The following is a 24,169-nucleotide window of genomic DNA, read 5'->3' on the forward strand; positions in this document are numbered from 1 at the left end:
CTCGCCGATCAACCTGAGGCCAGGATTAAAGCCGCCGCTGTTGAGGGATGTCGATAGCGTCTCGGGATGCGACTGAGTGTTCTTGGCGCCTGTGGGGCTTGGCCGCAGGCGGATGAGGCGTGTAGCGGCTTTCTTGTCGAGCATCAGGGGTTTCGGCTTCTTCTTGATCTGGGCTATGCGACCCTGCCGCGGTTGTTGAAGCGGATCGCCGCCGAGCAGGTCGACGCGGTGTTCGTCAGCCATGGCCATCCCGACCACTGCGCGGACCTCAACCCCCTGCTGCGGGCCCGCGTTCTGGGCGGCCGTGACTCGCGACCTCTACCGGTCTACGCGCCGGCCGGCGCGTTGGACGCGGTGCTGGCATTGGACCGCCCGGGGATGCTCGACGGCGCTTACGTGGTGCACGAGGTCGTTCCCGGCGCCCCGTTCGAAGTCGGGCCGTTCCGGGCCGAGACCCGGCTCTTGCCGCATTGGGTGCCAAATGCCGGAATCCGTCTGGTCGCCGATGGTCGAGTGCTCGCCTATACGGGCGACACAGGGCCCAGCGAGCATGTCGTAGACCTGGCTAGGAAAGCGGATCTCCTGGTGGCCGAGGCAACTTACTCCGACCACGTGCCGGACCACTCGAAGGGTTTCCTGTCGAGCGCGCGAACAGCCGCCCGCCAAGCGGCCGAAGCCGGCGCCGGCCATTTGCTGCTCACTCACCTCTGGCCGGGAACCGATCCGCACATCGTGCTGGAGGCGGCCGCCGGCAACTACGCCGGCTCCTTGGACGTGGCCGTCGGCGACCTCACCGTCGATCTGACCTGATCGGGCCACGATAGTCGGGTGCCGGGGGTCGGGAGCCCGTCAAAGTGGGGTGAGAAGGGGGCCTGATGATTGCCGCGCTCAATCGGCTTGTCGACCTGGTCGAGGAGTGCCTTGCCGGCGAACTCGACGTCAATGACGTGGCCGCGTCGCTTGGTACGACTGAGCATCATCTTCGGCGGATGTTCTCGTCGTTGGCGGGGATGCCGCTCTCGGAATACGTCCGCCGGCGTCGTATGACTGTGGCTGCCGCCGATGTTGTTCGGCGCGAGGACGACCTGTTGAGCATCGCCGTTCGGTACGGCTATGGCTCGACCGAGGCGTTCGGGCGGGCATTCCGGGCCGTCCATGGTGTCGGTCCTGGTGACGTACGCCGAGATGGCGGTCCCCTTCGTTCGCAACCACAACTCAGGTTCCGGCTGAGTGTCGAAGGGAGCAATCGCATGGATACCCGCATCGTCGACCGTCCCGCGTTTCGGCTCGTCGGGTGTGCCGCCCGCGTTCCGCTTGTCCATCAGGGCGTCAATCCGCATATTCAGCAGCACGTCTCCGGCCTGCCGGCGGAGACTCACGCACGTCTCAAAGGCTTGAGCAACACCGAGCCGCCGGGCCTTCTCGCCGTCAGTGACTCGCTCGATCCCGATCGCGCCGAAGGCAGTGAGCTCACCTATCTTCACGGCGTCGCCGTCACCCTCGGCACGCCAGTTCCCGACGGCCTGGACGCCATCGATGTCCCGGCCGGGCGATGGGCGGTCTTCCGGACCTCGGGACCGTATCCGCGGAGCTTGCAGGACACCTGGGCCGCCACCGCCACCGAATGGTTTCCCTCCAATCCGTGGCGTCTGCGGCCGGGGCCGGAGCTTGTCGCCGTGCTGGAGCGTGCGGACGACTTCAGCATCGCCACTTGTGAACTGTGGCTGCCCATCGAACCGGAAGCGGTGCCCTGAACGGGTGATGATTGAGCCGCCTCGGTCGAGGATTATGCGTGGGTAGGCGCATGAGAGAGGCTCCATGACTACCTTCGTAGGCCGCAGCGACGAGCAGAACCGCTTTCGTGAGGTTCTCCGCGAAGCTTCGGGTAAGCCCGGCGACGGGCCCGACGAGGGTTTTGTCGTGCTCGTGCAGGGCTATGGCGGCATCGGGAAGTCCACTCTGCTGAGCCGGTTCGCGGCCATTGCCGGCGGCCGGATCCCCGAGCTGGCGGTCGGCCGGTTCACCCTTTTCGAAGTGGACTGGGAGGACGATCAGAAGCTGCACGGCGAGGACTACATCGACTTCGCCGGGCCGCCGGTCTGGCGGGTTCTGGAACGCATCCGGGCCGCGCTCGAGAACGCCAGTCAGGGGTGGGGGTGGCGGGAGCGGCGCCGCCTCCAGGGGTTCGCCGACTTCCAGCGGCAGATCACCTGGCTTCCCGAGCTGGAGAAGCGGGCGGCCGAGCTGGGCCTGACCAAGCAGGTCGGGCACAAACCGATGTCGCCGCAGCAGGTCGACAAGGCGGTGAAGGCGGCCGGGCAGGCCGCCGAGGTGGCCGGGATGGCCGCGACCGTGGTCAACCCGGTGGGCGCGGCCGTCGGTGCGGCCATGGGGCTGGGATCGGCCGCGTTGCAGCGGCGGCCGGCCCGGCTCGACCCGGCGCTGTACCGGGCGCTGGTCGGCCAGGTCGACGCCTTGGTGACGGCGTTCAGTGCCGGTCTGCGCGCGCTGGCGAACAAGCAGCCGGTGGTGGTCGTCCTGGACTCGTGCGAGCTGCTGGGCGGGTCGGGTCCGTGGCTGCGGGAGCTGACGCGCCGCTGCGGCCGTCGCGTGGTCTGGGTGATCGGCACCCGGCTGGAGCCGGAGCTGCTCGCCGCCGGCGAGAGCGAGGCCCGCAACTACACGACGGAACTGGCCGACAGCCGGCTGCGGACCCTGACCTTGTCACGGTTCGACGATCGGACCGCGAAAAGCTTCCTTCAGCATCGCCTCGGTGACCTCCCGGCCCATCTCGACGTCCAGCGCGTGGCCGAACTGACACAGGGCGTACCGCTGGCCTTGGACTTCATGGCCAAGCTGCTGCACAGCCGGATGCAGAGGGGCCAGCGCTTCGACGACCTGTACGAAGAGGTCAGCAGCGACGGCTCGGTGTCCAGTGTGGTCAGAGGAATGGCGAACCGCTATCTGGCGCACGCCAACAAAGACCCCGGCTCGGAGCTGCACCGCGATCTGCCGCTGTTGTACGGGCTCGCCCTGATCGGCATCGATCACGACATACCGGCGCGCCGGACGTCGAACCCGTATCCCGATATGGCCGCTCCCGTTCCGGTCGACCGGGACCCGGACCTGCTGGCGGCGTTGTGGGGCATTCCAGCCGGCCAAGTGGCCGAGCAATTACCCGAGATAAGCCGCCGGCACGACTTCATCCACAGCGGTGACGGCACCATTCACCGTGACGTCCGCGACGCTGTCCGCCTGTTCATACTCACTCCCGTCCAGCGGGTCAGTGACACCGTTCAACAGATCAACCAGCGTGCCGTGCAATATCTTCGGGACCGATTGGAGGTCTGGGCCGGTCGCGAGGTCGAAGATCAGGTCATGGACGCCAGTTGGCGTACGACAAGTGTCGCTCTGCTGTGGCACACCTTCTGGCTGGATCCGCCCGAGGGCGTACGCCTGTTGCAGGGTTTCATCCCGCAGGCGGCAGTGCTGCAGCCGACTTACGCCCGCATCCTGCTCGAGGTCGCGAAATTCTTCCGCCCCTATTGCTCTCCCGCGCATCGGATCGTCGTCGACGGGCTGTTTCAGCTCGCCGGGATCGCCACCCCGTTCAGCGAGGCCGCGACCGCGAGTGTGGCGATGCGGGCCCTCGACGCGGGTGAGCCGCGAACGCCGTACGTCCATCTGCTCTATTGCCAGGCATCGTCGGTGCTCGGCCTCGAATTCACCGAACGGGTGCGGCATCTCCGGCTGGCCACCAAGTTCATCAAGCCGGGCAGCGGGCCGACCGCCGACCGCCTCGGCCAGATCGCCGGGTCGCTTCCCTATTTCGGCGATCTGAAGTCCAGTACGGACGCCGGCCAGCGGGCCGTGATCGACGGACTGCGCATCGCGGCGCGCTATCAACGCCGATTCAGCTCTCACAACGGGCTCGGTAACGCGCTGTACGACCTGGGCCGTTACGGGGAGGCGGAAGCGGCTTTCCGGCAGGCGGTGAGATGCGACGCCGGCAACGCGTACGGCCATAACGGACTGGGCAGCGCGTTGTACGGCCTCGGCCGTCACGAGGAGGCGGAAGCGGCGTTCCGAAAGGCGGTGCGGTGCGATCCGGACTTCGCGGTGGCCCACCGCAATCTCGGCAGCACGTTGTACAGCCTGGGTCGTTATGCGGAGGCGGAGGCGGCGTATCGCGAGGCGGTGCGGCGCGACGCCGGCAACGCGTACGGCCACAACGGTCTCGGTAACGCTTTGCACGGCCTGGGCCGCTACATGAAAGCAGAGGCGGCGTATCGCGAGGCGGTGCGGCGCGACGCCGGCAACGCCTACGGTCATAACGGGATCGGTAACGCGTTGTACGGCCAGGGGCGTTACACGGAGGCGGAGGCGGCGTTCCGGGAGGCCGTGCGGTGCGATTCCCAATACGCGTACGCCTTCAACGGCCTCGGCAACACCCTGTACAGCCTCGGTCGATACGCGGAGGCGGAAGCGGCGTTCCGGAAGGCGGTGCGGTGCGATTCCCAGTACGCGTACGCCTTCAACGGCCTCGGCAACACCCTCTACGACCTGGGCCGTTATGCGGAGGCCGAGGCGGCGTTCCGGGAGGCGGTGCGGTGCGATTCCGAGTACGCGTACGCCTTCAATGGTCTCGGTAACGCGTTGTGCGGTACGGGGTGTTTCAGCGAGGCGGGAGCGGCGTTCCGGGTGGCGGTGCGCTGCGACCCGGATTACACCACTCCCCATCGCATGCTCGGAATGCTGTTACTGAGCGAAAGCCGGTACGAGGAAGCCCGCGCCGAATTTGCCGCGGCCGGGCACGGCGCGAATGTGGTGCTCCTGCGCTGGGCCGTCGACCGCTGCCTCGAGCCGGCTCATCGCCGGACGACCCCGGAGGACGTTCTGAACGCGATAGCGCCCGCCGGAAACCTCGAGTTGTCGTCCTTCGCGACAGCGGAGATCCGTGCCCTCGCGCTTCTCGGCCGCGGCGACGTCACGGAGGCGGTCGAGGCTTTCCAGAACGGCGTGGCCGGCCGCCGGCCGAGAGACTTCTTCGAGCGTCCGCTGTACGACCTGGCGGCTTTCCCGGAGCCCGTGGCCGGCCTGGACCAGTTGCTGGACATCTGGCGCGAGATCATCGCCAAGAATCCCCTAGCCGCCGGGCCGTGGGGCGGCCCCGACTGACCAACGCGCCTACCATTCGACGATGGTGAATGGGCAGCGTCTGCTGGGCGATGACGTGATCGAGGCGCTCACCCGGTCGCGGGGCAACGCGGATCCGTCAGTGCTGGTGTCCTTTGTCGACACGCTGCTGGATGAGCTGCCGTGGTGGGACCGTTCGTGGCGGGTCGCTGACGTGGGAGAGCCGCGGTCCAGCTCTTCGTCACGAGGCCTGCCGCCCGGCGCTGTGCAGGTCGTCGAGGTGACGGTGCCGGGTTCGCTGGGCCGGAACGCGGATGAGGTGCAGCCGTTCTCGGCGCGGCTCCGGCTGTTGGGGGATCGGCTGCTGCGGTGGCAGATGAAGGCCGGAGACACGGTGATCGGGCCCGCGCTCGCCCCGGCCGGTGAATCAGAGCCGCATCCCTTCGGCGCCGTTTTCCGTCTCTTGGCGGAGATGCGAGGACTGACCATCCCGCAGCTGGCCCGGCGGACCGAGCGGGCGGAGTCGACGATCAGAAGGCTCCGCGCCGGCGGCCTGGTGCCCGAACGGACGCTGATCGAGGAAGTGGCCCACGCGCTGGATCTGCCGGCAGCGGACCTGGCCGCCATCGCCGACCTGGACCCAGCCGATCCTGGTGGACGGGCATAGTTCCCCGTCCAGCCTGGGAGGTGTGGGCGCGCCGCGGGGGAGGCGGCTATTTGTCGTCGTAGTGGCCACGGCAGGCGGCGATTTCGAGGTCGCCGCCTCGAATTCGATAGATCAGCCGGTGTTCGTCGTTGATGCGGCGCGAGGACCAGCCGGCCAGTGGGCCCTTCAAGAGCTCGGGCTTTCCCAGGCCTGTTCCGCGAGGGTCGCGCTGCACGTCGATGATCAGTTTGCTGATGCGCCGGGCCGTCCTCGGATCGTGACGGAGCCAGGAGTCGTACTCCTGCCACGCGTGGGGAGTGAAGACGATACGCAGGCTCACGCCGCCTCCGCGCCGGGCGTTGTGGGTGGAGAATCGGGTTCGAGCAGCGGGTGCTCCTCCACGAGGCCCGCGTCAGCCTGGGCGATGCTTTCCAGCAGGCGGCGTGCGTTGGAAGCCGACCCGAGAACGTGCAAGGTCTCGTTCATGGCGTTCCATTCGTCCAGCGACACGATGACCACCGCCTTGCCGCCGCCGCGAGGGATGACGCACTCCTCGGCATCGTCGATGACAGAGTCGACGACAGCGGCGAAGTTCTTACGCACATCGGTGATCGTCAGTACCTTCATGTCTGGCTCCCTGGCGGTACGGCGGGACGTACGTTCTAGCGTACGCCAGTCGTGAGGCATTGAACTCCTCTTTCTCTCTGTGGTGGTTGCTCCATGACTAGTCTAGGGCTGCTTGAGCCGCCTGTGGAGAAGGGGACATTGTCTGGCGTTGATCGCCTGGTGAAGCGGCGGTCCACGTACGCCATGGTCCGGCCTCCGGTTGCCTTGACGAAGGCGGGCTCGGTCTGTGGGCGTCCGGTCCGGCTCGGGAAGGTCTACAGCTGTTCGTCGCTGTCGGGGGATCGGCAGGACGTAGGGCTCGGGTGGCGGCGCCGCCTCTGCGGGCCGACCGGAACCTTTCCGCAGCGATCGGTGACGTGCTCGCTGCCGGGCGGCCCGCGACGTCGTAGGCGTGCATCGACCGGTTGGTTGATGGGGGAATCAGCAGCCGTGGATCTGCTGGGTCGATGTGGTGAGGGGCGACGGCCGGAACGATGAAGGCATGTCGCGCTCGAGGAACTTCTTGTCGTATCGGTCCAGCGGATCCGTTCTCAGCGTCTGCTCGAAGGACTCGGTCCTGTCGATCGGGTCGCTGGGGTCGGTTCTGTCCGTGGCGTCCGTGGGGTCGATCCTGTCGGTGCTGTCGATCGGCTCGTTCGGATCTGTGCTGTCGATCGGTGCCTTCGGATCGGTCCTGGCCGTCGGCGCTTTCGGCGCGGTCACGGCGACCGGGTCGTACGTGGTCGCCGCTCTTGTTGTCGCCGTTGTTCTCGTCGTTTTGGCTCTGCTCCGGATCGCCCGGCGCTAGTAGTTGCCGTTCTCCTGGAAGTTCTGCCAGGCGCCGCAGGGCGTCTTGTACTTGCCCTTCACGTAGCCCAGGCCCCACTTGATCTGGGTGGCCGGGTTGGTCTTCCAGTCGTCGGCGATCTTGCCCATCTTGTCGCCGGGCAGGGCCTGGGGAATGCCGTACGCGCCCGAGGACTTGTTCTCGGCCTTGTAGTTCCAGCCGCTCTCTTTGGTCCACAAGTTGTTCAGGCACGGGAACTGGTCGATGCCGAAGCCCTTTTCGAGCATCAGGGCGCAGCCGATCTTGCGGCTGCCGCTGAACTCGTTGCAGGAGGTGGGGATCGGGCCGTCGTAGGGGACCGGGCCGCCGTTCTCCAGGGCCTTCTTCTTCTCCTCGGCCTTCTTCTTGTCGGCGATGACCTGTTCCTCCAGGTCGTGCGCGCGGGCCGCGGTGAGCTTGGCCGCGGCCGCCGCCTTGGCCGCGGCGGCGCCCTCGGCCTCGCGCTGCCAGGCCCGGGCGGCGGCGTGCGCGCCCTGGCGCTGCTTGAGCAGGGAGAGATCCTGCGACTCGACCACCAGGTTCACCGCTGCGCCCGAGGCCGAAGGGGAGACAGCCTCCCGCTCCTTGCCCAGGTAGACGCCGCCGACCAGGCCGGCCACGAGCAGGCCGACCGATGCCACGCGAACGCCGAGGCGGCCCAGACGCCGTTCCACGAGTGGTCCCTTCGCCGAGGATCAACGGCGAATACCATCACGCATCGACCCCTGTCGGCGAAACAGCAGAACGCGGATGTGACTGTAGTCACATAGTGGGGCGAATCCAGGTGGAGATGTGGGACCCGCTCTCGTTGTGGAACGGATCGCGGGACCAGGACTCCCAGCGATGCTCGAGGTCCATGCCGGCCAGTTGCGCCATGAGGTCCAGTTCGGCCGGCCAGACGTACCGGAAAGGAATCTCGGAGATCTCGCCGTCGACGACATGGACCGAGCTCATGGCCTGGGTGGCCGGCTCGTAGGTGTCGAAGCCGAGCCGCGTGGGCGTGACGGTGAACGGGACGGCGGTCTGGCCGGGCGGCAGTTTGCGCAGCTCCGGGACCATCACCTCGATCAGGAACCGGCCGCCCGGGCGCAGATGGGCGGCGGCGTTGCGGAAAGCGTCGACCTGACCCCGCTGCGTGGTCACATTCATGATCGTGTTGAAGACCAGGTAGACCAGATCGAACTCGCCGTCGACGCGGGTCGTGGTGAAATCGCCGACCGTCACGCCGATCCGCTCGGCGCCGGGCTTCGGGCGCAGCCGGGCCAGCATCGCGCGGGACATGTCGATGCCGTGCACCTCGACCCCGCGCTGGGCCAGCGGAACCGCCACCCGGCCGGTGCCGATCGCGAACTCCAGCGCCCGCCCACCGCCGGCCAGGCCGGCCAGCACGTCAGCGGTCCGCGCCACCACGGCCGGATCGAACTGAGGATCGTTGGGGATGTCGTACTTCGCGGCGACCGCCTCCCCGAAGAAGCCATCGGCGTCCGTCATGCGGTCACGGTAGCTCGATCGGCAGCTTCAAACCCTCCAGCGCTGACGCGCAAGGGCAGGTCCGTCGCTCGGGGAGCTTGGTCACGGCTTCCAGCAGTACGTCCCGGAGCCGCTCCGTGTTTTCCGCGAACACCCGGAAAACCTCCTCCTGGGTGACGCCGTGCTCGCCCTCGACCCCGGCGTCGAGGTCGGTGACCAGGGCGATCGACGTGTAGCAGAGACCCAGCTCACGGGCCAGGACGGCCTCGGGATGACCGGTCATGTTGACGATCGTGCCGCCGATCGAGGTGAACCAGCGCGACTCGGCCCGGGTCGAGAACCGCGGGCCCTCGACCACGACCATGGTGCCGCTGTCGACCGGGCCGACCGGGCGGGCCGCCTCCAGCACGGCGGCGCGGCCGTCCGGGCAGTACGGGTCGGCGAAGTTCAGGTGGACGGCGCCGGTGTCGTAGTACGTCTGCGCGCGCCCGCTGGTCCGGTCGATCAGCTGGTCGGGGACCACGAACGTGCCCGGGCCCAACTCGGGCCGCAGGCCACCGACGGCGCAGGGCGCGACGATTTGACGTACACCCAAAGCGCGAAGCGCCCAGAGATTGGCCTGATAGGGGATCTTGTGCGGCGGGAACCGGTGATCGCGTCCGTGGCGCGGCAGGAACGCGACGCGGCGGTCACCCACTCGGGCGATCGTGATCGGGTCGGAGGGCGCACCGTAGGGCGTGGACACGACGTGCTCAGCCGCGTCATCCAGGAGGGCGTAGAGCCCCGAGCCGCCGATGACACCGATCTCCGCCGCTGCGTTCATGGCCAGACCTTATCGGTGGCCGGAAACTCGGGCTAATGTGCGTTCATGGCGTTGGTGGAAGCGTTGTGCGTGACGCTGCGGACTGCCCGTGTATAGCGAGGGTCAGCGGATCGGAGGCCGGTCGATGGAGTCCATGACCGGCCGGCTCCTCGTGGCGACACCCACTCTCAAAGACCCGAATTTCGACCGTACGGTCGTGCTGCTCGTGGCCCACGAGACGGGCGGCGCCCTGGGCGTGGTCCTGAACCGCGCGACGGAGGTGCCGGTCTCCGACGTCCTCGGCACGTGGGGCGAGCTGGCGGGCGACCCGGCGGTCCTGTTCGAGGGCGGCCCGGTGCAGCCCGAGTCGGCGATCTGCCTGGCCCGCACCCGCCCCGAGGTGAAAAAGAGGGTGTCCGGCTTCCATCAGGTGTCCGGCGCCCTGGGCACGGTCGACCTCTCCACCGATCCGGAGCGCCTGCGCGACAGCGTGGCCGGCGTCCGCGTCTTCGCGGGCTACTCGGGCTGGTCGGCGGGCCAGCTGGAGGAGGAGATAGCCGCCGGTTCATGGTTCCTGCTGGACGCCCTGCCGGGCGACCCGTTCATCAACCGCCCCGACGACCTGTGGGCCATGGTCCTGCGCCGCCAGGGCGACATCTTGGCGGCGGTGGCCCACTTCCCGCCCGACCCCGCGATGAACTGAGGGGGAGGGGGTCCCAGCGGGCACCCGCGGAGGGTGTGTAGTATTTCCTCCGTGCCCGGGTGACTGGGGACAAAGGCAAGGGGCTGTGGCGCAGCTGGTAGCGCACCACACTGGCAGTGTGGGGGTCAGGGGTTCGAGTCCCCTCAGCTCCACCCTTGCAAAACGCCCGGACTGGTGTCCGGGCGTTTTTTGTTGCCCATCATGTCGCAGGCGTTCAGTTTTGTTCTTTGTTCAAATAAACTGAACGGCGTGAAAAACCGAACGCAGGCTGGCTCGGCCGCTACGGAGCGGTTCTTGGAACTCGCTCGGCAGCGCCTGCAAGAGTTCGGCATAACCCTCGATCGGCAATCGCTTGGTGCGGACACCGACAGTGGAGCCGACGCGGTCGTCACCCTGTCTCGCGGCGATGTCACGGCGAAGTACCTCGTGCAGGTCAAGCCGATGACGTTGACCGCCCTGGCGCATGGGAAGAGTCTCGCTGGACCTCACTCGACGTTGGTGATCGGCAACCGGATCAGCCGGCGCAGTGCCGACGCCTTCCGTGAGGCCAACATTCAGTTCGTCGACACGCTGGGCAATGCGTCGATCAGATTCGGCGACGTCTTCGTCGACGTACGAGGGCGGGTCGAGCAGGACGATCAAGCGTCGAGGGAACGGGGTAAGGGTGGTGCCGGGTCGTCGGTGAACCTGTTCAGCCGCGGCCGGGCACAGGTCATTTTGGCCCTGCTCACCTGGCCCGAATTGGTCAGCGGAGGTCGGCGCGAGATCGCAGGTGCGGCCGGGACCTCACTCGGGCAGGCGCACGATGTGATGACTCGGCTCGCGGAGGCCGGGTTTCTGCTGCCGTCGTCGCACGGCCTGGTTCGGGTCAATGAGCTGATCGACTACTGGACCGCCGCTTACTCGACTGGTCTCGGCCGGCGGCTCGGGCTCGCTGAGTTCCACGGTGATCCGAGCTCGCCGATCAAGAGTGAGCGTCCCCTCTACTTCAGCGGCGAGACGGCCGTCGGAGTCGATCTTGCGCGTCCGGCGACTTCGACCGTGTACCTCGATGTGCTGGAACCGAAGCTCGCCATCGCCAACCGGTGGAGTGCCAACCCGGACCGCATACCCAACATCTTCGTCCGGAAAAAGTTCTGGACCTCGCCGCATCCAGCTGAGGAGGATCCCGCCAGGAAGACACAGAACGCTCCCTGGCTTCTGGTCTACGCCGATCTGATGGCCACCGCTGACGCCCGCCTCGCCGAAGTCGCCAGGAAGTGGAGGGCGGACCATGCTCGATCTGACGAAGGCTGATTCCGCGCTCCTGCATCTGGTCGACGGGGTCACGGCGGAGATCCTCGCGAAGTCGACACTGCTGGCAGCCGGCGAAGTGATGCTTGTGGGCGCTCATTGCCGAGATATCCTGCAAAGCGCATTCGGACACGGGTTCGCGCTTCGCGCCACGGCCGACATCGATCTGGGTCTGGCCGTGGCGAACTGGGCTGCCTACGACGAGTTGGTGTCCAGTCTGCCCTCAGCCGGAAGCACCGGAATCCGCTTCCGGATCGCGCAGACGACCGCTGACCTGATGCCGTTCGGGCCCGTGGAAGATCCTCCGGGCACGGTGACTCCGGCGACCCGCCGCGAACCGATCAATGTGTGGGGCTTCGCCGAGGTCTACGCGGCGGCCCATCCGATGGACCTGCCCACGGCGGGAACCATTCGGATCCCCAGCGCCGAGGGGTATGCCGCGCTGAAGCTCGCCGCTTGGCTGGACCGGAGCGCCTATGGCGAGTACAAGGATGCCGCGGACATCGCCACAGTCATCTATTGGTACGTGAAATCATCGGCTGTCGGAAACCATCTCTACGAGACGGACAAAGGCCAAGATCTTTTGGTTCGGGAAGATCTGGACGAGGCCGCCGCTGCCGCTCGTGTTCTGGGGGAAAGCGTCGCCGGCCTGATCGGCCCGGAGCGGCTGTCCGAGATTTCCGACCGCTGGCTGGCCTCCTCCGAGGATCTGCTCGTCCACCACATGACGGTGACCAACGCGTCCGACTGGTCCGGTTCGGCGAATCGGCGGCAGACGCTTCTTCGAGCCATGACTCGAGGCTTGGGCCTCGGCTGACCGTTCCCAGCCTGGAACCAAGCCGGTCAGCGGCGCAGGCCGTGGAGCAGGAAGTCCAGGCGGCGTTCGTAGTCGGGGCGGGACTGCTTTGCGCAAGCTCGCAGGGCGGCGCCCCGTTCGAGGATCAGGTATGTCAGGTCGGTGGGGGTCAGGTCGGGGCGGATCACTCCCGCTGTCTGGGCTTCCTCCAGGAGCCGGCGGCCGAAACGGCTTGCCTTGTCGCAGAGGGTTGTCAGGTTTTCCGAGTCGGGGAGGGCGCGGACCAGGACGTCGTTGGCGGCGGGCTCGTCGTATTGCAGGAGCCACATGCGCAGCAGGTATTCCTCGAAGCGGGCCAGCGGGTCGGGCAGGGCCTCGACGGCCTCGATGATGTCGCGGATGCGCTCGGCCACCAGCTCGTCGACCACCGCGTCGATCAAGGCGCGGCGGCTGCCGAAGCGGTGGTAGATGGTGCCCTTGCTCACGCCGGCGGCCCTGGCCACCTCGTCGAGCGGGGTGGTCAGGCCGGAGGTGCGGAAAACGTCGAGGGCGGCCCGGCGGATGCCCTCGACGTTTCGTCGCGCGTCCGCGCGCAAGCGGGTCATGCCGGCTGGGTCTCCCTGTCCTCCCAGGAGAGGTCCAAGGCCCGGCGGAACAGCTCGACCGGCTGGGCGCCGGAGACGGCGCGCTTGTCGTCGAAGACGAAGAACGGGACGCCGCTGATGCCCAGCTCGCGGGCGCGGCTCAGGTCGGCCCGGATGTCCTTCTCGTAGCCCTTGGTGTCCAGGGTCTTGACCGCCTCGGCGCGGTCGAGGCCCAGCTCGGCCGCGATGTCGGCCAGGACGCCGTGGTCGGCCAGGTTGAGGCCCTCGGTGAACTCGGCCCGGAACAGGCGCTCGACCATGGCGCTCTCCTGGCCGTGCGCCTTGGCCAGGTGGATGATCCGGTGCGCGTCGAGGGTGTTCACCATCTGCGCCTTCGCGAACTGATAGTCGAGGCCGGCGGCGGCGCCGCGGGCGGCCAGCTGGGCGTGCGACGCCTCGATCTGGGCCTTCGGCATGCCGTGGTTGGCGGCCAGGTAGTCGTCGGCCAGGACCGCCTGGCCCGGCGCGAAGCCCGGGTTCAGCTGGAAGCTGTGGTAGCGGATCTGCACCGCCGAACCGTGCGGATGCTGCTCGATGGCCTCGGCCAGGACCGCGTGGCCCAGGTAGCAGAACGGGCAGACGACATCGCTCCAGATGTCGATCACGATGGGCTCGGCCGCCCGGCCGAACACGCTGCTGGTCATCAGTCGCACCATCCGTCCACGGAACAGGCGCCGGCGTCGTCCGCCGGCTCCAACAAGATCAGGCCGGCCACCGGGGTGGCCGGCTCGACGACATCGTCGGGTTCGTCCGAGGCCGAGGAAGGGGCCGGTGAAACGTTACTTGACTCCATAGTCAAGAACGTAGCTCAGCTGGACAGGAGCAGCCAGTTCACGCGGCGCATCATCTCGCGGGAGCTGAACGGCTTGGGCAGGAAGTCGTCGGCGCCGGCGGCCAGCAGGCGGGACGGCTCGGCGGTGCCGCTGATCATCAGGACCGGGATCTCGGCCGTGGCGGCCGAGTTGTGCAGCTCGGTGCAGACGGTGAGGCCGTCGAGCTGGGGCATCGTGACGTCGAGGATGATCACCTGCGGGCGGCGCTCGACGGCCAGGGTCAGCGCGGAGCGGCCGTTGTCCGCGGTGAGCGTGCGGAAACCGGCGACCTGGAGGCGGTACTCGATCACGTCGCGGACCTCGTCATCGTCGTCGGCGATGAGGATGCTGGGCGCGACCGGCATGGTGAACGGCCGGGAGGACATCGCCCGGGTGAACGCGTCGGTGTCCGTGGGGCGGTCGAGAAGCGCGGTCATGGGTTCTTCCTCCTGGAGAGCAGATCGCGCATCTCGGCGACGACCTGTTTCGGTGAGAGCGGCTTGGGCAGGTAGCGGTCGGCGCCGGCGCCGAGGCCCGCGTCGATGTCGTGTGCGTGGGTGTTGGCCGAGATCATGAGGATCGCGGTGTCGCGGCTCGCCGGGTCGAGCCGTGCTATCTGGGTCAGCTCCATTCCGTTGAGGGCGGGCATGCGGACGTCCGTGACGAGGCCGGCCGGGCGGGCGACCTTGAGGATCCGCGCCGCCGTGTTGCCGTCCTTGGCGGCGACGGTGCGGAAGCCGGCCGACTCCAGCGTCACCGTGAGCAGGTCACGGATGTCGCTGTCGTCCTCGGCGATGAGGATGAGGTTCTGGCGCTGAGGCATCGGGGGGAGGCCTTTCTTTCTCGGACACCCGCCACATCGGCCGCGTCGGGGTGACCTCCAGGGAGAACCAGGTTGCAGACCGGTAGCGCCTTCGCCGATCGCGAAAAGGTCTTTCCAGCGGCGCCGGGCCCGGGGGAGCGTGTGGCGATGGCGACCTTCTCCCTTCAGGCACAGCCCACCGCCGCCGCCGCGTGGCTCGATCTCGCCCGTGAGGCCGAGCGGCTCGGCTTCGACGCGCTCACCGTGGCCGACCATCCCGGCGCGTGCGCCTCGCCGTTCGTCGCCCTCGCGGCGGCCGCCGCCGTCACCTCACGGTTGCGGCTGGGGTCGTACGTCTCGAACGCCGGCGTCCGCGAGCCGATCCTGCTCGCCTCGGACGTGGCGACCCTCGACGTCGTCTCCGGCGGCCGGGCGTTCCTCGGTCTCGGCGCCGGGCACACTCCGGCCGAGTGGGAGGCGATCGGCAAAACCAGGCCGGATGTACGAGGCCGGGTCGATCACTGCATCGCCGTCGCCGAGGCGACCACGCGCCTGCTGGCCAGCGACGGCCTGGGCAAGCCGCGCCCCGTGCAGGAGAAGGTGCCGCTGCTCATCGGTGGCGGCAACACCCGGCTGCTGCGCTGGGCCGCGAAGAACGCCGACCGGATCGGCCTGTCCGGGCTGGGCCGCACGCTGGCCGACGGCCACTCGCACGAGACGCGGTGGAGCGCCGCCGAGATCGACGCGCAGGTCGAGCTCTGCGGCGACACTCCGGTCGAGGCGCTCGTGCAGCGCTTCGAGATCACCGACGACGGCGGGGCTGGCTACGCGGCGTACGCCGAAGAGACTGAGGAGAACGAGAGCGACGTGGCCGCCGGGCCGTACGCCTTCATCGGCACCAAGAGCGAGATAAAGGCCAAGCTGGCCGAGATCGAGCGCCGGTGGGGCATAACCCGTTTCGCCGTACGCACGACGGCGGCGGCCGAGGTTTTCGGAAGCTAGTCGAAGAGCTCGCGCTCGACCCGGCCCCGGTATTCGACGTAGATCGCGCGATATCGGGTCAGGGCGCCCTGGGAGTCGCCCGCGTCGAGCAGGCGCAGGATGTCGTCGTGGCCCTCGATCCAGGTGCTCCAGATGTCACTCTCGGCGGTCATGGCGAGGATGCGCATAGTGCGGGCCACGACGAGATCCACCATGGACTGCAGCTCCCGGTTGCCGCTGGCCAGGATCACGATGCTGCTGAAATCGGCGCCGGCCGCGCTGGCCGCGAGCACATTGCCGCCGCGCAGCGCCTCGACGAACTCCCGCTGCCGCTGGCGCATCAGCTCGACGTGGGTGGCGGTGAGGTTGACGACGCCCCACTCGAAGCCCGCGCAGGCGAGCACGCTCATCACGTCGATCAGCTCTAATGCGTTCTTCTGGGTGACACGGGTGACGTGGCGGGTGCGGTTGGGGGCGATGTCGATCAGGCCCTCGACCGAGAGCTGGGCGATCGCCTCGCGCACCGGGGTGATGCTCACTCCGAGGCGCTGGGCCAGCTCAGCATCCTTGATCAGGGTGCCCGGGGACAGCTCTCCGGTGACTATCTCGTTGCGCAGCTGGCGGACGACCGCGGCGGTGCGGGTCGGCGGGACCGCGTAAGACATACGGGCAGGGTACTCAGGGTGACAATAGGGTGCTTCGCCTACCCACCGAGTTCACCCGTTGTACCCGCCGTGAAGATCAGGCGCCGGCCTTGCAGACGTCGCTGCCGGTCGGTTTCTTGTCGCTGTCGTCGATCTTCCCGGTGGTGCAGAAGGCGGTCAGGTTCAGCTCGGCGTTCAGCTTGCCGGCGCTGTCGGCATCGGTGTTGCTGGAAAGGCTGACCGTCTTCACCAGAACCGCGCGGTCCTGCACGCTCTGAAGGTTGACCAGGAACTTGTCGAGGTTGGACTGGGTGCCCGTCGCGGTGAGCGTGATCGGCACCTCGACGGCCGTCGTCACGGTCGTCGACGCGGCCGGGTCGCCCGCGGTGAAGTTGCTGATCGCCACGTTCGTCGCGGCGCCGGTGGTCTGGAGCATGCGCAGGAAGTCGGGCTCGCCGTAGCTTTCCGGCAGGTTGGCCGCGAGCTCGTCCACCGACGCCTGATAGGTGGCCCTCTTCTTGTCCTGCGCGGCCAGCTTGGCCACCTCCTTGTTGAGGCGGAGCAGCTGGATGTTGACGTCGTCCGCCTCGGCCTGCACCGCGTCGGTGTCCGAGAGCTTCGGCGAGATCAGCAGGAACCAGGTGCCCAGGACCAGCAGGACGATGGCGGCGATCCCGCCGGCCAGCCAGACCTGGTTCGCGCGCTTCGCGTCCATCAGTCCCCCGTTCCGCAGGTAGTGGTGAAGCGACCGCAGAGGGCCTTGGTGGTGAGGTCGACCGTCAGGGCGAAGCTGTAGTCCTTGTCGGCCGTGTCGTACGACACCGACGACGCGTACGGCCGCGTGAGCTCCTCACGGGCGGCGAGTTTCTCGATGAACGAGGCGATCTTCTTCTTGTCCGATCCGGTCCCGCTCACCGAGATCGACGCGACGGAGGTGGCGGTGGCGGAACCGGACGACGTGTCGGACAGCGTCCCGGTGAGCCCGGTCAGGGTGACGCCGGCCGCGGTCGCGTCGGTGCGGACGTAACCGAAGTCGGTCGACCAGGGCGTGTCGGTCGCGAGCAGGGACTTGAGCTCCGCCTGCACCCGCGTCTCGTCGTTCATGAGACCGGTGACCTTGGAGTAGTCGTTCTTCTTGTCGGTTGCCTGCTTGACCATGCCGTTGGCGGTGTCGAGGTTCGTCTGTGCCTCGTCGTGCTGCTGGTTGGCGTAGGCGTACCAGCCCGCCAGCACACCGATCACCACGACCACGGCGCCGATCAGCAGAAATCTCGTCCGGCGGGCGTTGCGGCCGGCGGTGAGCTCGCCCGGCAGCAGGTTCGCGCGGATCGGCAGGATGCGCGACGCCTGTTCGGGTGAGACCGCGGGGTCGATCGGCATGAGGGTCGTCGTCGATGTCGCCATCAGGCTGCCGCTCCCAGGGTCAGGCCGATCGACACGGCGGCCGACGGCACGAAACTGTCGAAGCCGCGTTCGCGGCCCTTGCGCGTGTCCCGCAGGCGGCTGGCGCTGTCCGCGTACATCACGGTGATGCGCAGCTGGTCCTGCAAGTGCTCGGCCAGGCCCGGCATGAGCGCGCTGCCACCGCAGAGCGCGAGCCGGGTGACCTGCTTCTGCCGCTCGCCCGAGGCGAGATAGGTGAACGAGCTCCGCAGCTCGTTCACGAGCGGCCGGACCGCCTCGACCGCCGCCTCGACGGTCTCCGGGTTGCCGTCGCCGTGCAGGCCGAACCGGCACTTGAGCATCTCGGCCTCGCCCGGTGGCACGCCGAGCCGGCTCGCCATGGCGTCGGTGATCTCCTGGCCGCCGCGGGGCACGGTCCGCACGATCAGCGGCTCGCCGTCGGCGTGCACGATCACGCTGGTCACGTCGTAGCCGACGTCGACGATCGCCTCGACCTGGGTGTCGAGCCGGGAGGCGGCGCGCAGCATCGCGAACGAGGCCAGGTCGACCGCCTTCACGTGCAGGCCGGCCTTCTCGACGGCGGCCACCGAGCTCATCACCGCGTCCTTGGGCATGGCGATCAGCAGCCCGCGCACGGTCTGGTTGTCGCCCGGCACCTCGAGCGGATAGAAGTCGAGCAGCGAGCGCTCGACGGCCAGCGGCAGCGCGTCCTTGACCTGGAACGGCAGCGCCAGCTTCATCTCCTTGGGCGGCAGGTTCTGCAGGCTCATCTCGCGGACCACCAGCTGGGGGCTGGTCACCGCGATGCTGACGTTCTTGGAGCCGAACTTGCAGGCGGCCCAGAGCTGCTTGATGGCCGAGGTGACCATCATCGGGTCCTGGACCACGCCGCCGTTCACCGCTCCCGGCGGCAGGGGAACCTGGCCGAAGTTGCTCAGCGAATAGTCGTCCTTGCCACGCCGGACCTCGACGGCCCGGATGGAGGACGAGCCGATGTCCAGCCCGATCGGCGGTGCGCCTGCCATCGGAGTCCTTTCAGGCGGAGGGTACGAGGAGGGACGAATACCAGTCGGCGATCGGCGCGCCCGCGAAGACCGCGAGAAAAGCGCCGGCGAGCATGTACGGCCCGAAGGGGATCCGGGACTTGCGGCCGGCCCGGTGCATCGCCATGAGCGCGGCCCCGACCACGCCGCCGAGCAGGAACGCGGCGAAAGCGCCGATCAGCACCGAGCTCCACCCGAGCCAGCCGAGGTAGAAGCCGAGCAGCGGGGCCAGCTTCACGTCGCCGCCGCCCATGCCGCTGGGCAGCATCGCGAAGACGAAGTAGACGGCGTAGAGGACGGCCGCCGCGATCAGGCCCCGGCCGGCCTGGGCCCAGCTGTGGTGCGCGATCACGGCCGGCGCGATCAGGACCAGGGCCACCACGTACGACGGCAGCACGATCTTGTCGGGCAGGCGCATCACGTCGAGGTCGATGGCGGCGAGAGCCACCGCGATCGCCGCGAGGTAGAGGTACGCCGGCAGTTCCCAGGTGAGGCCGAACTTGGCCGTCACGGCCACGAACAGGACGGCGGTCAGCGTCTCGACCAGGGGATAGCGGGGGCTGATGGGCGATTCGCAGTCGGCGCACCGCCCGCGCAGCATCAGCCAGCCCAGCACCGGGATGTTGTGCCGGTTGCGGACCTCGGTGCCGCAGGCCGGGCAGTGCGAACGCGGGTGGATCAGCGACTCGTCCCGCGGCACCCGGTAGATGACCACGTTGAGGAACGAGCCGACGGCCAGGCCGAGGAGGGCCACCACGATGAGCACGAGCAGCATCGTCGTCGCCCTCCTCTAGTGAGCCGTGATCAGGAGCAGGTGCTCAGGGCGGTGGTGCCCGTGCTGCTCAGCGCCTTGACGGAGCCGCCGACGGAGCTGTCGTAGGCGTAGACCTTGCCGCTGCCGCCGCTGTTCGTCGCGCAGACCTTGTACGAGGAGCCCTTGGGCGTGCCCGCGGCCACGTAGGAGAACGTGGTGCCGTCGGAGAGGTTGATCTGGCTCGTCGCGGTCGACGCCGAGCTTCCGGATCCGGTGGTGGCGGTGCCGGTCAGCGCGAAGCTGGCGGTCTTGTTCAAGGCGTCGGCCGACGGGTACGCGTTGCCGTTGTCGGTGTAGAACTGCTCGATCTGGCTCACCGCACCCCGCACGTCGGACTGCGCCGACTTGTCCGCCGCGCCCTTGCGGTAGTTCAGGTACACCGGCACGGCGATCGCGACCAGGATGCCGATGATGACCACGACGACCAGCAGCTCGATGAGGGTGAAGCCCTCGTCGGCCTTCTTGTTGCGGAGCCGGTTGATGACGTCCTGCATAGGGGGTGCCTCCATGGCGATGTGGGGTAGGGAGCGACGGCGGGGTCCGTCAATTCGTCTGGATCTGCTGGCCGATGCTGAACATCGGGAGGTAGAGACAGATCACCATCGAGCCGACCACGGTGCCCATGACCAGGACCATGATGGGTTCGATCGATGCCGTCAGGGACTCGGCGGCGCTGTCGACCTCTCTGTCATAGAAATCGGCAACCTTGTCGAGCATCTGACTGATTTGACCGCTTTCTTCGCCGACTTCGATCATTTGGGTGACCATGGCCGGGAAGATCGGGTGGTTGCGCAGCGCCGAGGACATGGTGTTGCCGTCCCGGACGGCGTTCTGCACGTCCTTCATGGCCGCGTTGATGACCTCGTTGCCGGTGGTCTCGCCGACCACCGTCAAGGCCTGCATCACCGGCACGCCGACGTTGAGCAGCAGGCCCAGGTTGCGGGAGAAGCGGCTCATGGCGAGCTTGCGCAGCAGTGAGCCGAAGACCGGCGTCTTCACCTTGAGCTGATCGACCTTGTAACGGAAGTCGGCGTTGGTGCGCATCTGCTGCTTGTAGGTGACGGTGCCGGCGACGCCCACGATGATCACCAGCGGCCCGATCCACACCATGTTGTGGCTGGCCGTGACCAGGAACTGGGTGGGCGCCGGCAGTTCGCCGCCGAGGCTGGCGAACATGTTCTCGAAGATCGGCACGATCCAGATCAGCACCGCGGCGATCATGATGAAGGTGAACGACAGCACGATGACCGGATAGGTCATCGCGCTCTTGATCTTGCCGCGGAGCGCGGTGTCCTTCTCCAGGCTGTTCGCGATCTGCTCGAGCGCCTGGTCGATCATGCCGCCGGTCTCACCGGCCCGGACCATGGCGACCATCAGGCGGGGGAAGATCCGGTCGTGCTTGGCCATCGCGCCCGACAGCGACGCGCCGGCCGACACCTCCGCCCGCAGCTCGCCGATCGCCTTCTTCAGCGCCGGCGCCGAGGCCTGTTCCTCCAGGATCGCCAGCGACCTCAGCAGCGACATGCCGGACGAGGTCATCGTGGCGAACTGGCGCGCGAACAGCGCCAGGTCCTTGAGCTTGACCCGGCCACCGAGTCCCGGGATCTTGAGCTCCCGGTCGAGGCCCTTGCCCGCCTCGCTCAGCTCGAGCGGCGTCTCGCCACGCTGGCGGAGCAGGTGCCCGGCGGCCGCCTCGTTGGGCGCCTCGACGGTGCCCTTGCCGCGGTGGCCGGCAGCGTCGATGCTGCTGTACCGGTAGACCTTGGTGACCGGCATGTGATCACATCCGTCCCACGAGCCGTTTGAGCTCTTCCTGGGAGTGGCAGAGCTCGAGGGCGGTCGCCATGGTCACGGTCTGCTCGCGCACCTTCTCGGCCAGGTGCTGGTCGAACGCGAGCATGCCGTCACCGGCGCCGGCCTGCATGAACGAGGGGATCTGGTGCGATTTGCCCTCGCGGATGAGGCTGCGGATGGCCGGGGTCGCGGTCAGGATCTCGGCCACCACGACGCGGCCCTTGTTGTCGGCCCGCGGCGCCAGCGCCTGGGTGACCACACCCTGGAGCGAGGCGGCCAGCTGGGCGCGGATCTGAAGCTGCTGGTGCGGCGGGAAGATGTCGATGACGCGGTCGATGGTCTGGGTGGCGCTCTGCGTGTGCAGGGTGGCCAGCACCAGGTGGCCGGTCTCGGCCGCGGTCAGCGCGGTGGCCGTGGTCTCCAGGTCGCGCAGCTCGCCGACCAGGATGACGTCCGGGTCCTGCCGCAGGGCGTGCTTGAGCGCGCTGGCGAAGTCCTCGGTGTCCGCGCCGACCTCGCGCTGGTTGACCACGCTGCGCTTGTGCGGATGCAGGAACTCGATCGGGTCCTCGATGGTGATGATGTGTGCGGCGCGGCTGCGGTTGATCAGGTCGAGGATCGAGGCCAGGGTGGTGGTCTTGCCGGAGCCGGTCGGGCCGGTGACCAGCACCAGGCCGCGGGGCAGGTGGGCGAAGCGGGAGACCGAGTCGGGCATGCCGAGCTCGTCCAGCGGCTTGATCTCGTGCGGGATGGCCCGGAAGACCGCGCCGCACGAGTTGCGCTGCACGTAGAGGTTGCCGCGGAAGCGCGAGACGCCGGCGATGCTGTGCGCGAAGTCGAGCTCCTGCTTGTCCTGGAACGTTCCCCACTGCTCGGCCGAGATGGCGGCCCGGGCCAGCAGGGCGGTGTCGGCCGAGTTCAGGTTGCCGTAGCCCTGCAGCGGGCGCAGCGAGCCGTTGACCCGGATCATCGGCGGGGTGCCGACGGTCAGGTGCAGGTCGGAGCCGCGGGACTCGACCAGGGTGACGAGCATCTGGTTGAGCACGGCCAGGTCGCCCGGCGCGGGAGCGGCCGGCTCGAGGGGCGCCGCCTGCTGGGGCACCTGCTGGGTCGTGGACATCTGCTGCGGCATCCTTTTCGTTGGGTGGCGCCATCTGTATTCGGCACGCCGGGTGGCCGGTTGAGGGGCTCTTTCGGGCTATTCGGGTGAAGCGCTCAAAAACCGGATAGGCTAGACCGCCACGCGGGAGACCTCCCGCACCGAGGTCAGACCGCCCGCCGCCTTGGCCAGGCCGTCCGCGCGCAGGTCGTACATGCCCTGGTAGAGGGCGACCTCGCGGATCTCGTTGGCCGAGGCGCGGCGGATCGTCAGCGACTCGATCTCCGAGCTGATCGGCATCACCTCGTGCACCGCGATGCGGCCCCGATAGCCCGTGTTGGCGCAGTTGCGGCAGCCCTTCGGCGCGTACAGCGCCTCCGGCACGGCCAGGTCCTCGAACGGCCAGCGGGCGCCGACCAGCTCGGCCTCGGTCGGCTTGTACGCCTCCTTGCACCAGTCGCACAGCCGCCGGGCCAGCCGCTGGGCCAGCACGCAGTCCAGCGACGAGCCGACCAGGAAGGGCTCGATGCCCATCTCGGTCAGACGGGTGACCGCGCCCGGCGCGTCGTTGGTGTGCAGGGTCGAGAGCACGAGGTGACCGGTGAGCGACGCCTCCACCGCGATCTGCGCGGTGGCCGCGTCCCGGATCTCGCCGATCAGCACCACGTCCGGGTCGGAGCGCAGGATGGCCGGCAGCACCGCGGCGAAGGTCAGGCCGGCCTTCGCGTTCACCTGCACCTGGTTGACGCCGCGCAGGCGGTACTCGACCGGGTCCTCGACGGTGATCACGTTGACCTCGGGCTTGCTGATCCGGCCCAGGGTGGCGTACAGCGTCGTCGACTTGCCGGAACCGGTCGGGCCGGTCACCAGCACCATGCCGTGCGGCTTGGTGAACGAGGCGGCGAAGCGGTCCAGGTTGTGCTGGGTGAAGCCCAGCTTGTTCATGTCGAGGTCGATGCCGCCGGTGTCGAGGACACGCAGCACGATCTTCTCGCCCCAGACCGTGGGCAGGGTGGCGGTACGCAGGTCGACCGTGCGGTCGCGGATCAGCACCGTGATGCGGCCGTTCTGCGGAACGCGCTTCTCGGTGATGTCGACGCCCGACATGATCTTGATGCGGGAGGTCAGCGCGTTCATGACGCCGCGCGGCACCACGTCGACCTCGTGCAGCACGCCGTCGATGCGGTAACGCACCCGCATGTCGTCCTCGGTCGGCTCGAGGTGCAGGTCGGAGGCGCGGTTCATGACGGCCTGCTCGATCAGGCTGTTGACGTAGCGCACGATCGGGGCGTCGTCGGCACTGGTGGCCTGCGCCGTCATCGCGGACTGGTCGTCCTCCTGGTCGGCCATCTCGCCCAGGTCGCTGGCCTCGCGCTGGAGGCGCTCGATGATCCGGCGGACCTCGCTGCGGGCGACCACGGCCGGGCGCACGGTCATGCCGGTCGCGGCCCGGACGTCGTCGAGCGCGACCACGTCGCCCGGGTCGGTCACGCCGACCACGAGCTCGCCGTCGGACATCGACAGGCCGATGACCCGGTGGCGGAGCACGACCGGCAGCGGGATGCGCTTGAGCGCGGCCGGGTCGGGGGTGAAGCTGACCAGGTCGACCGTGTTGATGCCGAAGGCGGCGGCGGCCGCGGTGGTGAGCTGCTCCTCGGTGACGACGTTGTCGTTGATCAGGACGGCGCGGACCGACCGGCCGCTGCGCTGGGCCTCCTCGGCGGCCGCGTCGACGGCGCGCGGATCGATCCCGATCTGCTTGAGCGCGTCCAGCAGCGGGCGGAAGGTCTGGTCCATGACGTCCTTTGCATCGGCTATCGGTGCTTGCCTCTGCCCATCGGACGTCCACGGACC

At 68.3% G+C, this 24,169-nt stretch carries 28 protein-coding genes and 1 tRNA gene; 10 read left to right on the forward strand and 19 right to left on the reverse strand.

Translation table 11 applies throughout. The features are described 5' to 3' along the window. Window positions 1-66 precede the first annotated feature (66 nt). The 4 genes from ACQP2X_RS05220 to ACQP2X_RS05235 all read left to right on the forward strand — a co-directional run bounded on the left by ACQP2X_RS05220 (window position 67) and on the right by ACQP2X_RS05235 (window position 5,803). On the forward strand, window positions 67-810 hold the full coding sequence (locus ACQP2X_RS05220) for an MBL fold metallo-hydrolase (RefSeq protein ID WP_498694730.1): 744 nt from the start codon (window positions 67-69) through the stop codon (window positions 808-810). Window positions 811-875: 65 nt separating this feature from the next. After that, window positions 876-1,754: an AraC family transcriptional regulator gene (locus ACQP2X_RS05225; protein WP_498694733.1), complete on the forward strand. Its 879-nt coding sequence runs from the start codon at window positions 876-878 to the stop codon at window positions 1,752-1,754. A 64-nt stretch (window positions 1,755-1,818) separates the two neighbouring features. Further along, the gene (locus tag ACQP2X_RS05230; RefSeq protein WP_498694734.1) at window positions 1,819-5,178 is read left to right on the forward strand and encodes a tetratricopeptide repeat protein; all 3,360 of its coding nucleotides are present in this window, start codon (window positions 1,819-1,821) and stop codon (window positions 5,176-5,178) included. A gap of 55 nt (window positions 5,179-5,233) precedes the next feature. Then, the gene (locus tag ACQP2X_RS05235; RefSeq protein WP_498694735.1) at window positions 5,234-5,803 is read left to right on the forward strand and encodes a helix-turn-helix domain-containing protein; all 570 of its coding nucleotides are present in this window, start codon (window positions 5,234-5,236) and stop codon (window positions 5,801-5,803) included. Between the two features lie 46 nt (window positions 5,804-5,849). Here ACQP2X_RS05235 and ACQP2X_RS05240 read toward each other — a convergent pair whose 3' ends face one another. Together ACQP2X_RS05240 and ACQP2X_RS05245 are read right to left on the reverse strand one after the other, a co-directional pair. Continuing rightward, a complete protein-coding gene (locus ACQP2X_RS05240; RefSeq protein ID WP_498694736.1) occupies window positions 5,850-6,122 on the reverse strand; it encodes a Txe/YoeB family addiction module toxin in 273 nt (90 codons plus the stop codon). After that, the gene (locus ACQP2X_RS05245) at window positions 6,119-6,409 is read right to left on the reverse strand and encodes a type II toxin-antitoxin system Phd/YefM family antitoxin (protein ID WP_498694737.1); all 291 of its coding nucleotides are present in this window, start codon (window positions 6,407-6,409) and stop codon (window positions 6,119-6,121) included. The genes ACQP2X_RS05240 and ACQP2X_RS05245 overlap by 4 nt, the downstream gene beginning before the upstream one ends. Before the next feature lie 481 nt (window positions 6,410-6,890). Between ACQP2X_RS05245 and ACQP2X_RS05250 the strand changes: the two genes are divergently transcribed. After that, window positions 6,891-7,196: a hypothetical protein gene (locus ACQP2X_RS05250; protein WP_498694738.1), complete on the forward strand. Its 306-nt coding sequence runs from the start codon at window positions 6,891-6,893 to the stop codon at window positions 7,194-7,196. On the opposite strand, the gene ACQP2X_RS05255 is transcribed toward ACQP2X_RS05250, so the two are convergent. The 3 genes from ACQP2X_RS05255 to ACQP2X_RS05265 all read right to left on the reverse strand — a co-directional run bounded on the left by ACQP2X_RS05255 (window position 7,193) and on the right by ACQP2X_RS05265 (window position 9,507). Next, on the reverse strand, window positions 7,193-7,888 hold the full coding sequence (locus ACQP2X_RS05255) for an aggregation-promoting factor C-terminal-like domain-containing protein (protein ID WP_498694740.1): 696 nt from the start codon (window positions 7,886-7,888) through the stop codon (window positions 7,193-7,195). The genes ACQP2X_RS05250 and ACQP2X_RS05255 overlap by 4 nt on opposite strands. An 88-nt stretch (window positions 7,889-7,976) precedes the next feature. After that, window positions 7,977-8,705: a class I SAM-dependent methyltransferase gene (locus ACQP2X_RS05260; RefSeq protein WP_498694741.1), complete on the reverse strand. Its 729-nt coding sequence runs from the start codon at window positions 8,703-8,705 to the stop codon at window positions 7,977-7,979. 4 nt (window positions 8,706-8,709) lie between these two features. Further along, complete coding sequence (locus ACQP2X_RS05265; protein WP_498694742.1) at window positions 8,710-9,507, reverse strand: S-methyl-5'-thioadenosine phosphorylase; 798 nt, start codon at window positions 9,505-9,507, stop codon at window positions 8,710-8,712. Window positions 9,508-9,631: 124 nt separating this feature from the next. Between ACQP2X_RS05265 and ACQP2X_RS05270 the strand changes: the two genes are divergently transcribed. From ACQP2X_RS05270 to ACQP2X_RS05285, 4 genes are all read left to right on the forward strand, one after another. Next, complete coding sequence (locus tag ACQP2X_RS05270) at window positions 9,632-10,189, forward strand: YqgE/AlgH family protein (RefSeq protein WP_360244693.1); 558 nt, start codon at window positions 9,632-9,634, stop codon at window positions 10,187-10,189. Between the two features lie 79 nt (window positions 10,190-10,268). Further along, a tRNA-Ala gene (locus tag ACQP2X_RS05275) sits at window positions 10,269-10,341 on the forward strand. A gap of 49 nt (window positions 10,342-10,390) precedes the next feature. Further along, on the forward strand, window positions 10,391-11,485 hold the full coding sequence (locus ACQP2X_RS05280; RefSeq protein ID WP_498694743.1) for a type IV toxin-antitoxin system AbiEi family antitoxin: 1,095 nt from the start codon (window positions 10,391-10,393) through the stop codon (window positions 11,483-11,485). Then, a complete protein-coding gene (locus ACQP2X_RS05285) occupies window positions 11,463-12,299 on the forward strand; it encodes a hypothetical protein (RefSeq protein ID WP_498694744.1) in 837 nt (278 codons plus the stop codon). Before ACQP2X_RS05280 ends, ACQP2X_RS05285 begins: the two co-directional genes overlap by 23 nt. Before the next feature lie 26 nt (window positions 12,300-12,325). Here ACQP2X_RS05285 and ACQP2X_RS05290 read toward each other — a convergent pair whose 3' ends face one another. From ACQP2X_RS05290 to ACQP2X_RS05310, 5 genes are read right to left on the reverse strand one after another with little or no spacing between them, the layout of a single operon-like run. Then, window positions 12,326-12,883: a TetR/AcrR family transcriptional regulator gene (locus ACQP2X_RS05290; protein ID WP_498694746.1), complete on the reverse strand. Its 558-nt coding sequence runs from the start codon at window positions 12,881-12,883 to the stop codon at window positions 12,326-12,328. Continuing rightward, entirely contained in the window at window positions 12,880-13,566 is a 687-nt protein-coding gene (locus ACQP2X_RS05295) for a DsbA family oxidoreductase (protein ID WP_498694747.1), read from the reverse strand. The genes ACQP2X_RS05290 and ACQP2X_RS05295 overlap by 4 nt, the downstream gene beginning before the upstream one ends. After that, window positions 13,566-13,715 carry a hypothetical protein gene (locus ACQP2X_RS05300; protein ID WP_498694749.1) on the reverse strand — a complete coding sequence of 50 codons (150 nt, stop codon included), beginning with the start codon at window positions 13,713-13,715 and terminating at the stop codon, window positions 13,566-13,568. The genes ACQP2X_RS05295 and ACQP2X_RS05300 overlap by 1 nt, the downstream gene beginning before the upstream one ends. A 15-nt stretch (window positions 13,716-13,730) precedes the next feature. Continuing rightward, window positions 13,731-14,171 carry a response regulator gene (locus ACQP2X_RS05305; RefSeq protein WP_498657306.1) on the reverse strand — a complete coding sequence of 147 codons (441 nt, stop codon included), beginning with the start codon at window positions 14,169-14,171 and terminating at the stop codon, window positions 13,731-13,733. Next, window positions 14,168-14,557: a response regulator gene (locus tag ACQP2X_RS05310; protein ID WP_498694750.1), complete on the reverse strand. Its 390-nt coding sequence runs from the start codon at window positions 14,555-14,557 to the stop codon at window positions 14,168-14,170. The genes ACQP2X_RS05305 and ACQP2X_RS05310 overlap by 4 nt, the downstream gene beginning before the upstream one ends. Before the next feature lie 147 nt (window positions 14,558-14,704). On the opposite strand from ACQP2X_RS05310, the gene ACQP2X_RS05315 reads away from it, so the two are divergent. Continuing rightward, window positions 14,705-15,538, forward strand: a complete 834-nt coding sequence (locus ACQP2X_RS05315; RefSeq protein ID WP_498694751.1) for an LLM class flavin-dependent oxidoreductase — start codon at window positions 14,705-14,707, stop codon at window positions 15,536-15,538. On the opposite strand, the gene ACQP2X_RS05320 is transcribed toward ACQP2X_RS05315, so the two are convergent. The 9 genes from ACQP2X_RS05320 to ACQP2X_RS05360 form a co-directional block, all read right to left on the reverse strand. After that, window positions 15,535-16,182, reverse strand: coding sequence for a GntR family transcriptional regulator (locus ACQP2X_RS05320; protein ID WP_498694752.1), 648 nt, complete (start codon window positions 16,180-16,182; stop codon window positions 15,535-15,537). The genes ACQP2X_RS05315 and ACQP2X_RS05320 overlap by 4 nt on opposite strands. A gap of 76 nt (window positions 16,183-16,258) precedes the next feature. Then, complete coding sequence (locus ACQP2X_RS05325; RefSeq protein ID WP_498694753.1) at window positions 16,259-16,876, reverse strand: hypothetical protein; 618 nt, start codon at window positions 16,874-16,876, stop codon at window positions 16,259-16,261. Continuing rightward, window positions 16,876-17,565, reverse strand: coding sequence for a hypothetical protein (locus tag ACQP2X_RS05330; protein WP_498694754.1), 690 nt, complete (start codon window positions 17,563-17,565; stop codon window positions 16,876-16,878). The genes ACQP2X_RS05325 and ACQP2X_RS05330 overlap by 1 nt, the downstream gene beginning before the upstream one ends. Next, window positions 17,565-18,590 carry a type IV pilus assembly protein PilM gene (pilM, locus tag ACQP2X_RS05335; protein ID WP_498694755.1) on the reverse strand — a complete coding sequence of 342 codons (1,026 nt, stop codon included), beginning with the start codon at window positions 18,588-18,590 and terminating at the stop codon, window positions 17,565-17,567. Before pilM ends, ACQP2X_RS05330 begins: the two co-directional genes overlap by 1 nt. A gap of 10 nt (window positions 18,591-18,600) precedes the next feature. Further along, the gene (locus ACQP2X_RS05340; protein WP_498694757.1) at window positions 18,601-19,383 is read right to left on the reverse strand and encodes a prepilin peptidase; all 783 of its coding nucleotides are present in this window, start codon (window positions 19,381-19,383) and stop codon (window positions 18,601-18,603) included. Window positions 19,384-19,412: 29 nt separating this feature from the next. After that, complete coding sequence (locus ACQP2X_RS05345; RefSeq protein WP_498694759.1) at window positions 19,413-19,931, reverse strand: type II secretion system protein; 519 nt, start codon at window positions 19,929-19,931, stop codon at window positions 19,413-19,415. Window positions 19,932-19,965: 34 nt separating this feature from the next. Continuing rightward, window positions 19,966-21,198 carry a type II secretion system F family protein gene (locus ACQP2X_RS05350; RefSeq protein ID WP_498694760.1) on the reverse strand — a complete coding sequence of 411 codons (1,233 nt, stop codon included), beginning with the start codon at window positions 21,196-21,198 and terminating at the stop codon, window positions 19,966-19,968. A 4-nt stretch (window positions 21,199-21,202) separates the two neighbouring features. Next, on the reverse strand, window positions 21,203-22,336 hold the full coding sequence (locus tag ACQP2X_RS05355) for a type IV pilus twitching motility protein PilT (protein ID WP_498694761.1): 1,134 nt from the start codon (window positions 22,334-22,336) through the stop codon (window positions 21,203-21,205). A 111-nt stretch (window positions 22,337-22,447) separates the two neighbouring features. Then, a complete protein-coding gene (locus tag ACQP2X_RS05360) occupies window positions 22,448-24,112 on the reverse strand; it encodes a GspE/PulE family protein (protein ID WP_498694764.1) in 1,665 nt (554 codons plus the stop codon). Between the last annotated feature and the right edge of the window lie 57 nt (window positions 24,113-24,169).

Source organism: Actinoplanes sp. CA-131856 (assembly GCF_050956135.1).
Taxonomy (GTDB): Bacteria; Actinomycetota; Actinomycetes; order Mycobacteriales; family Micromonosporaceae; genus Actinoplanes.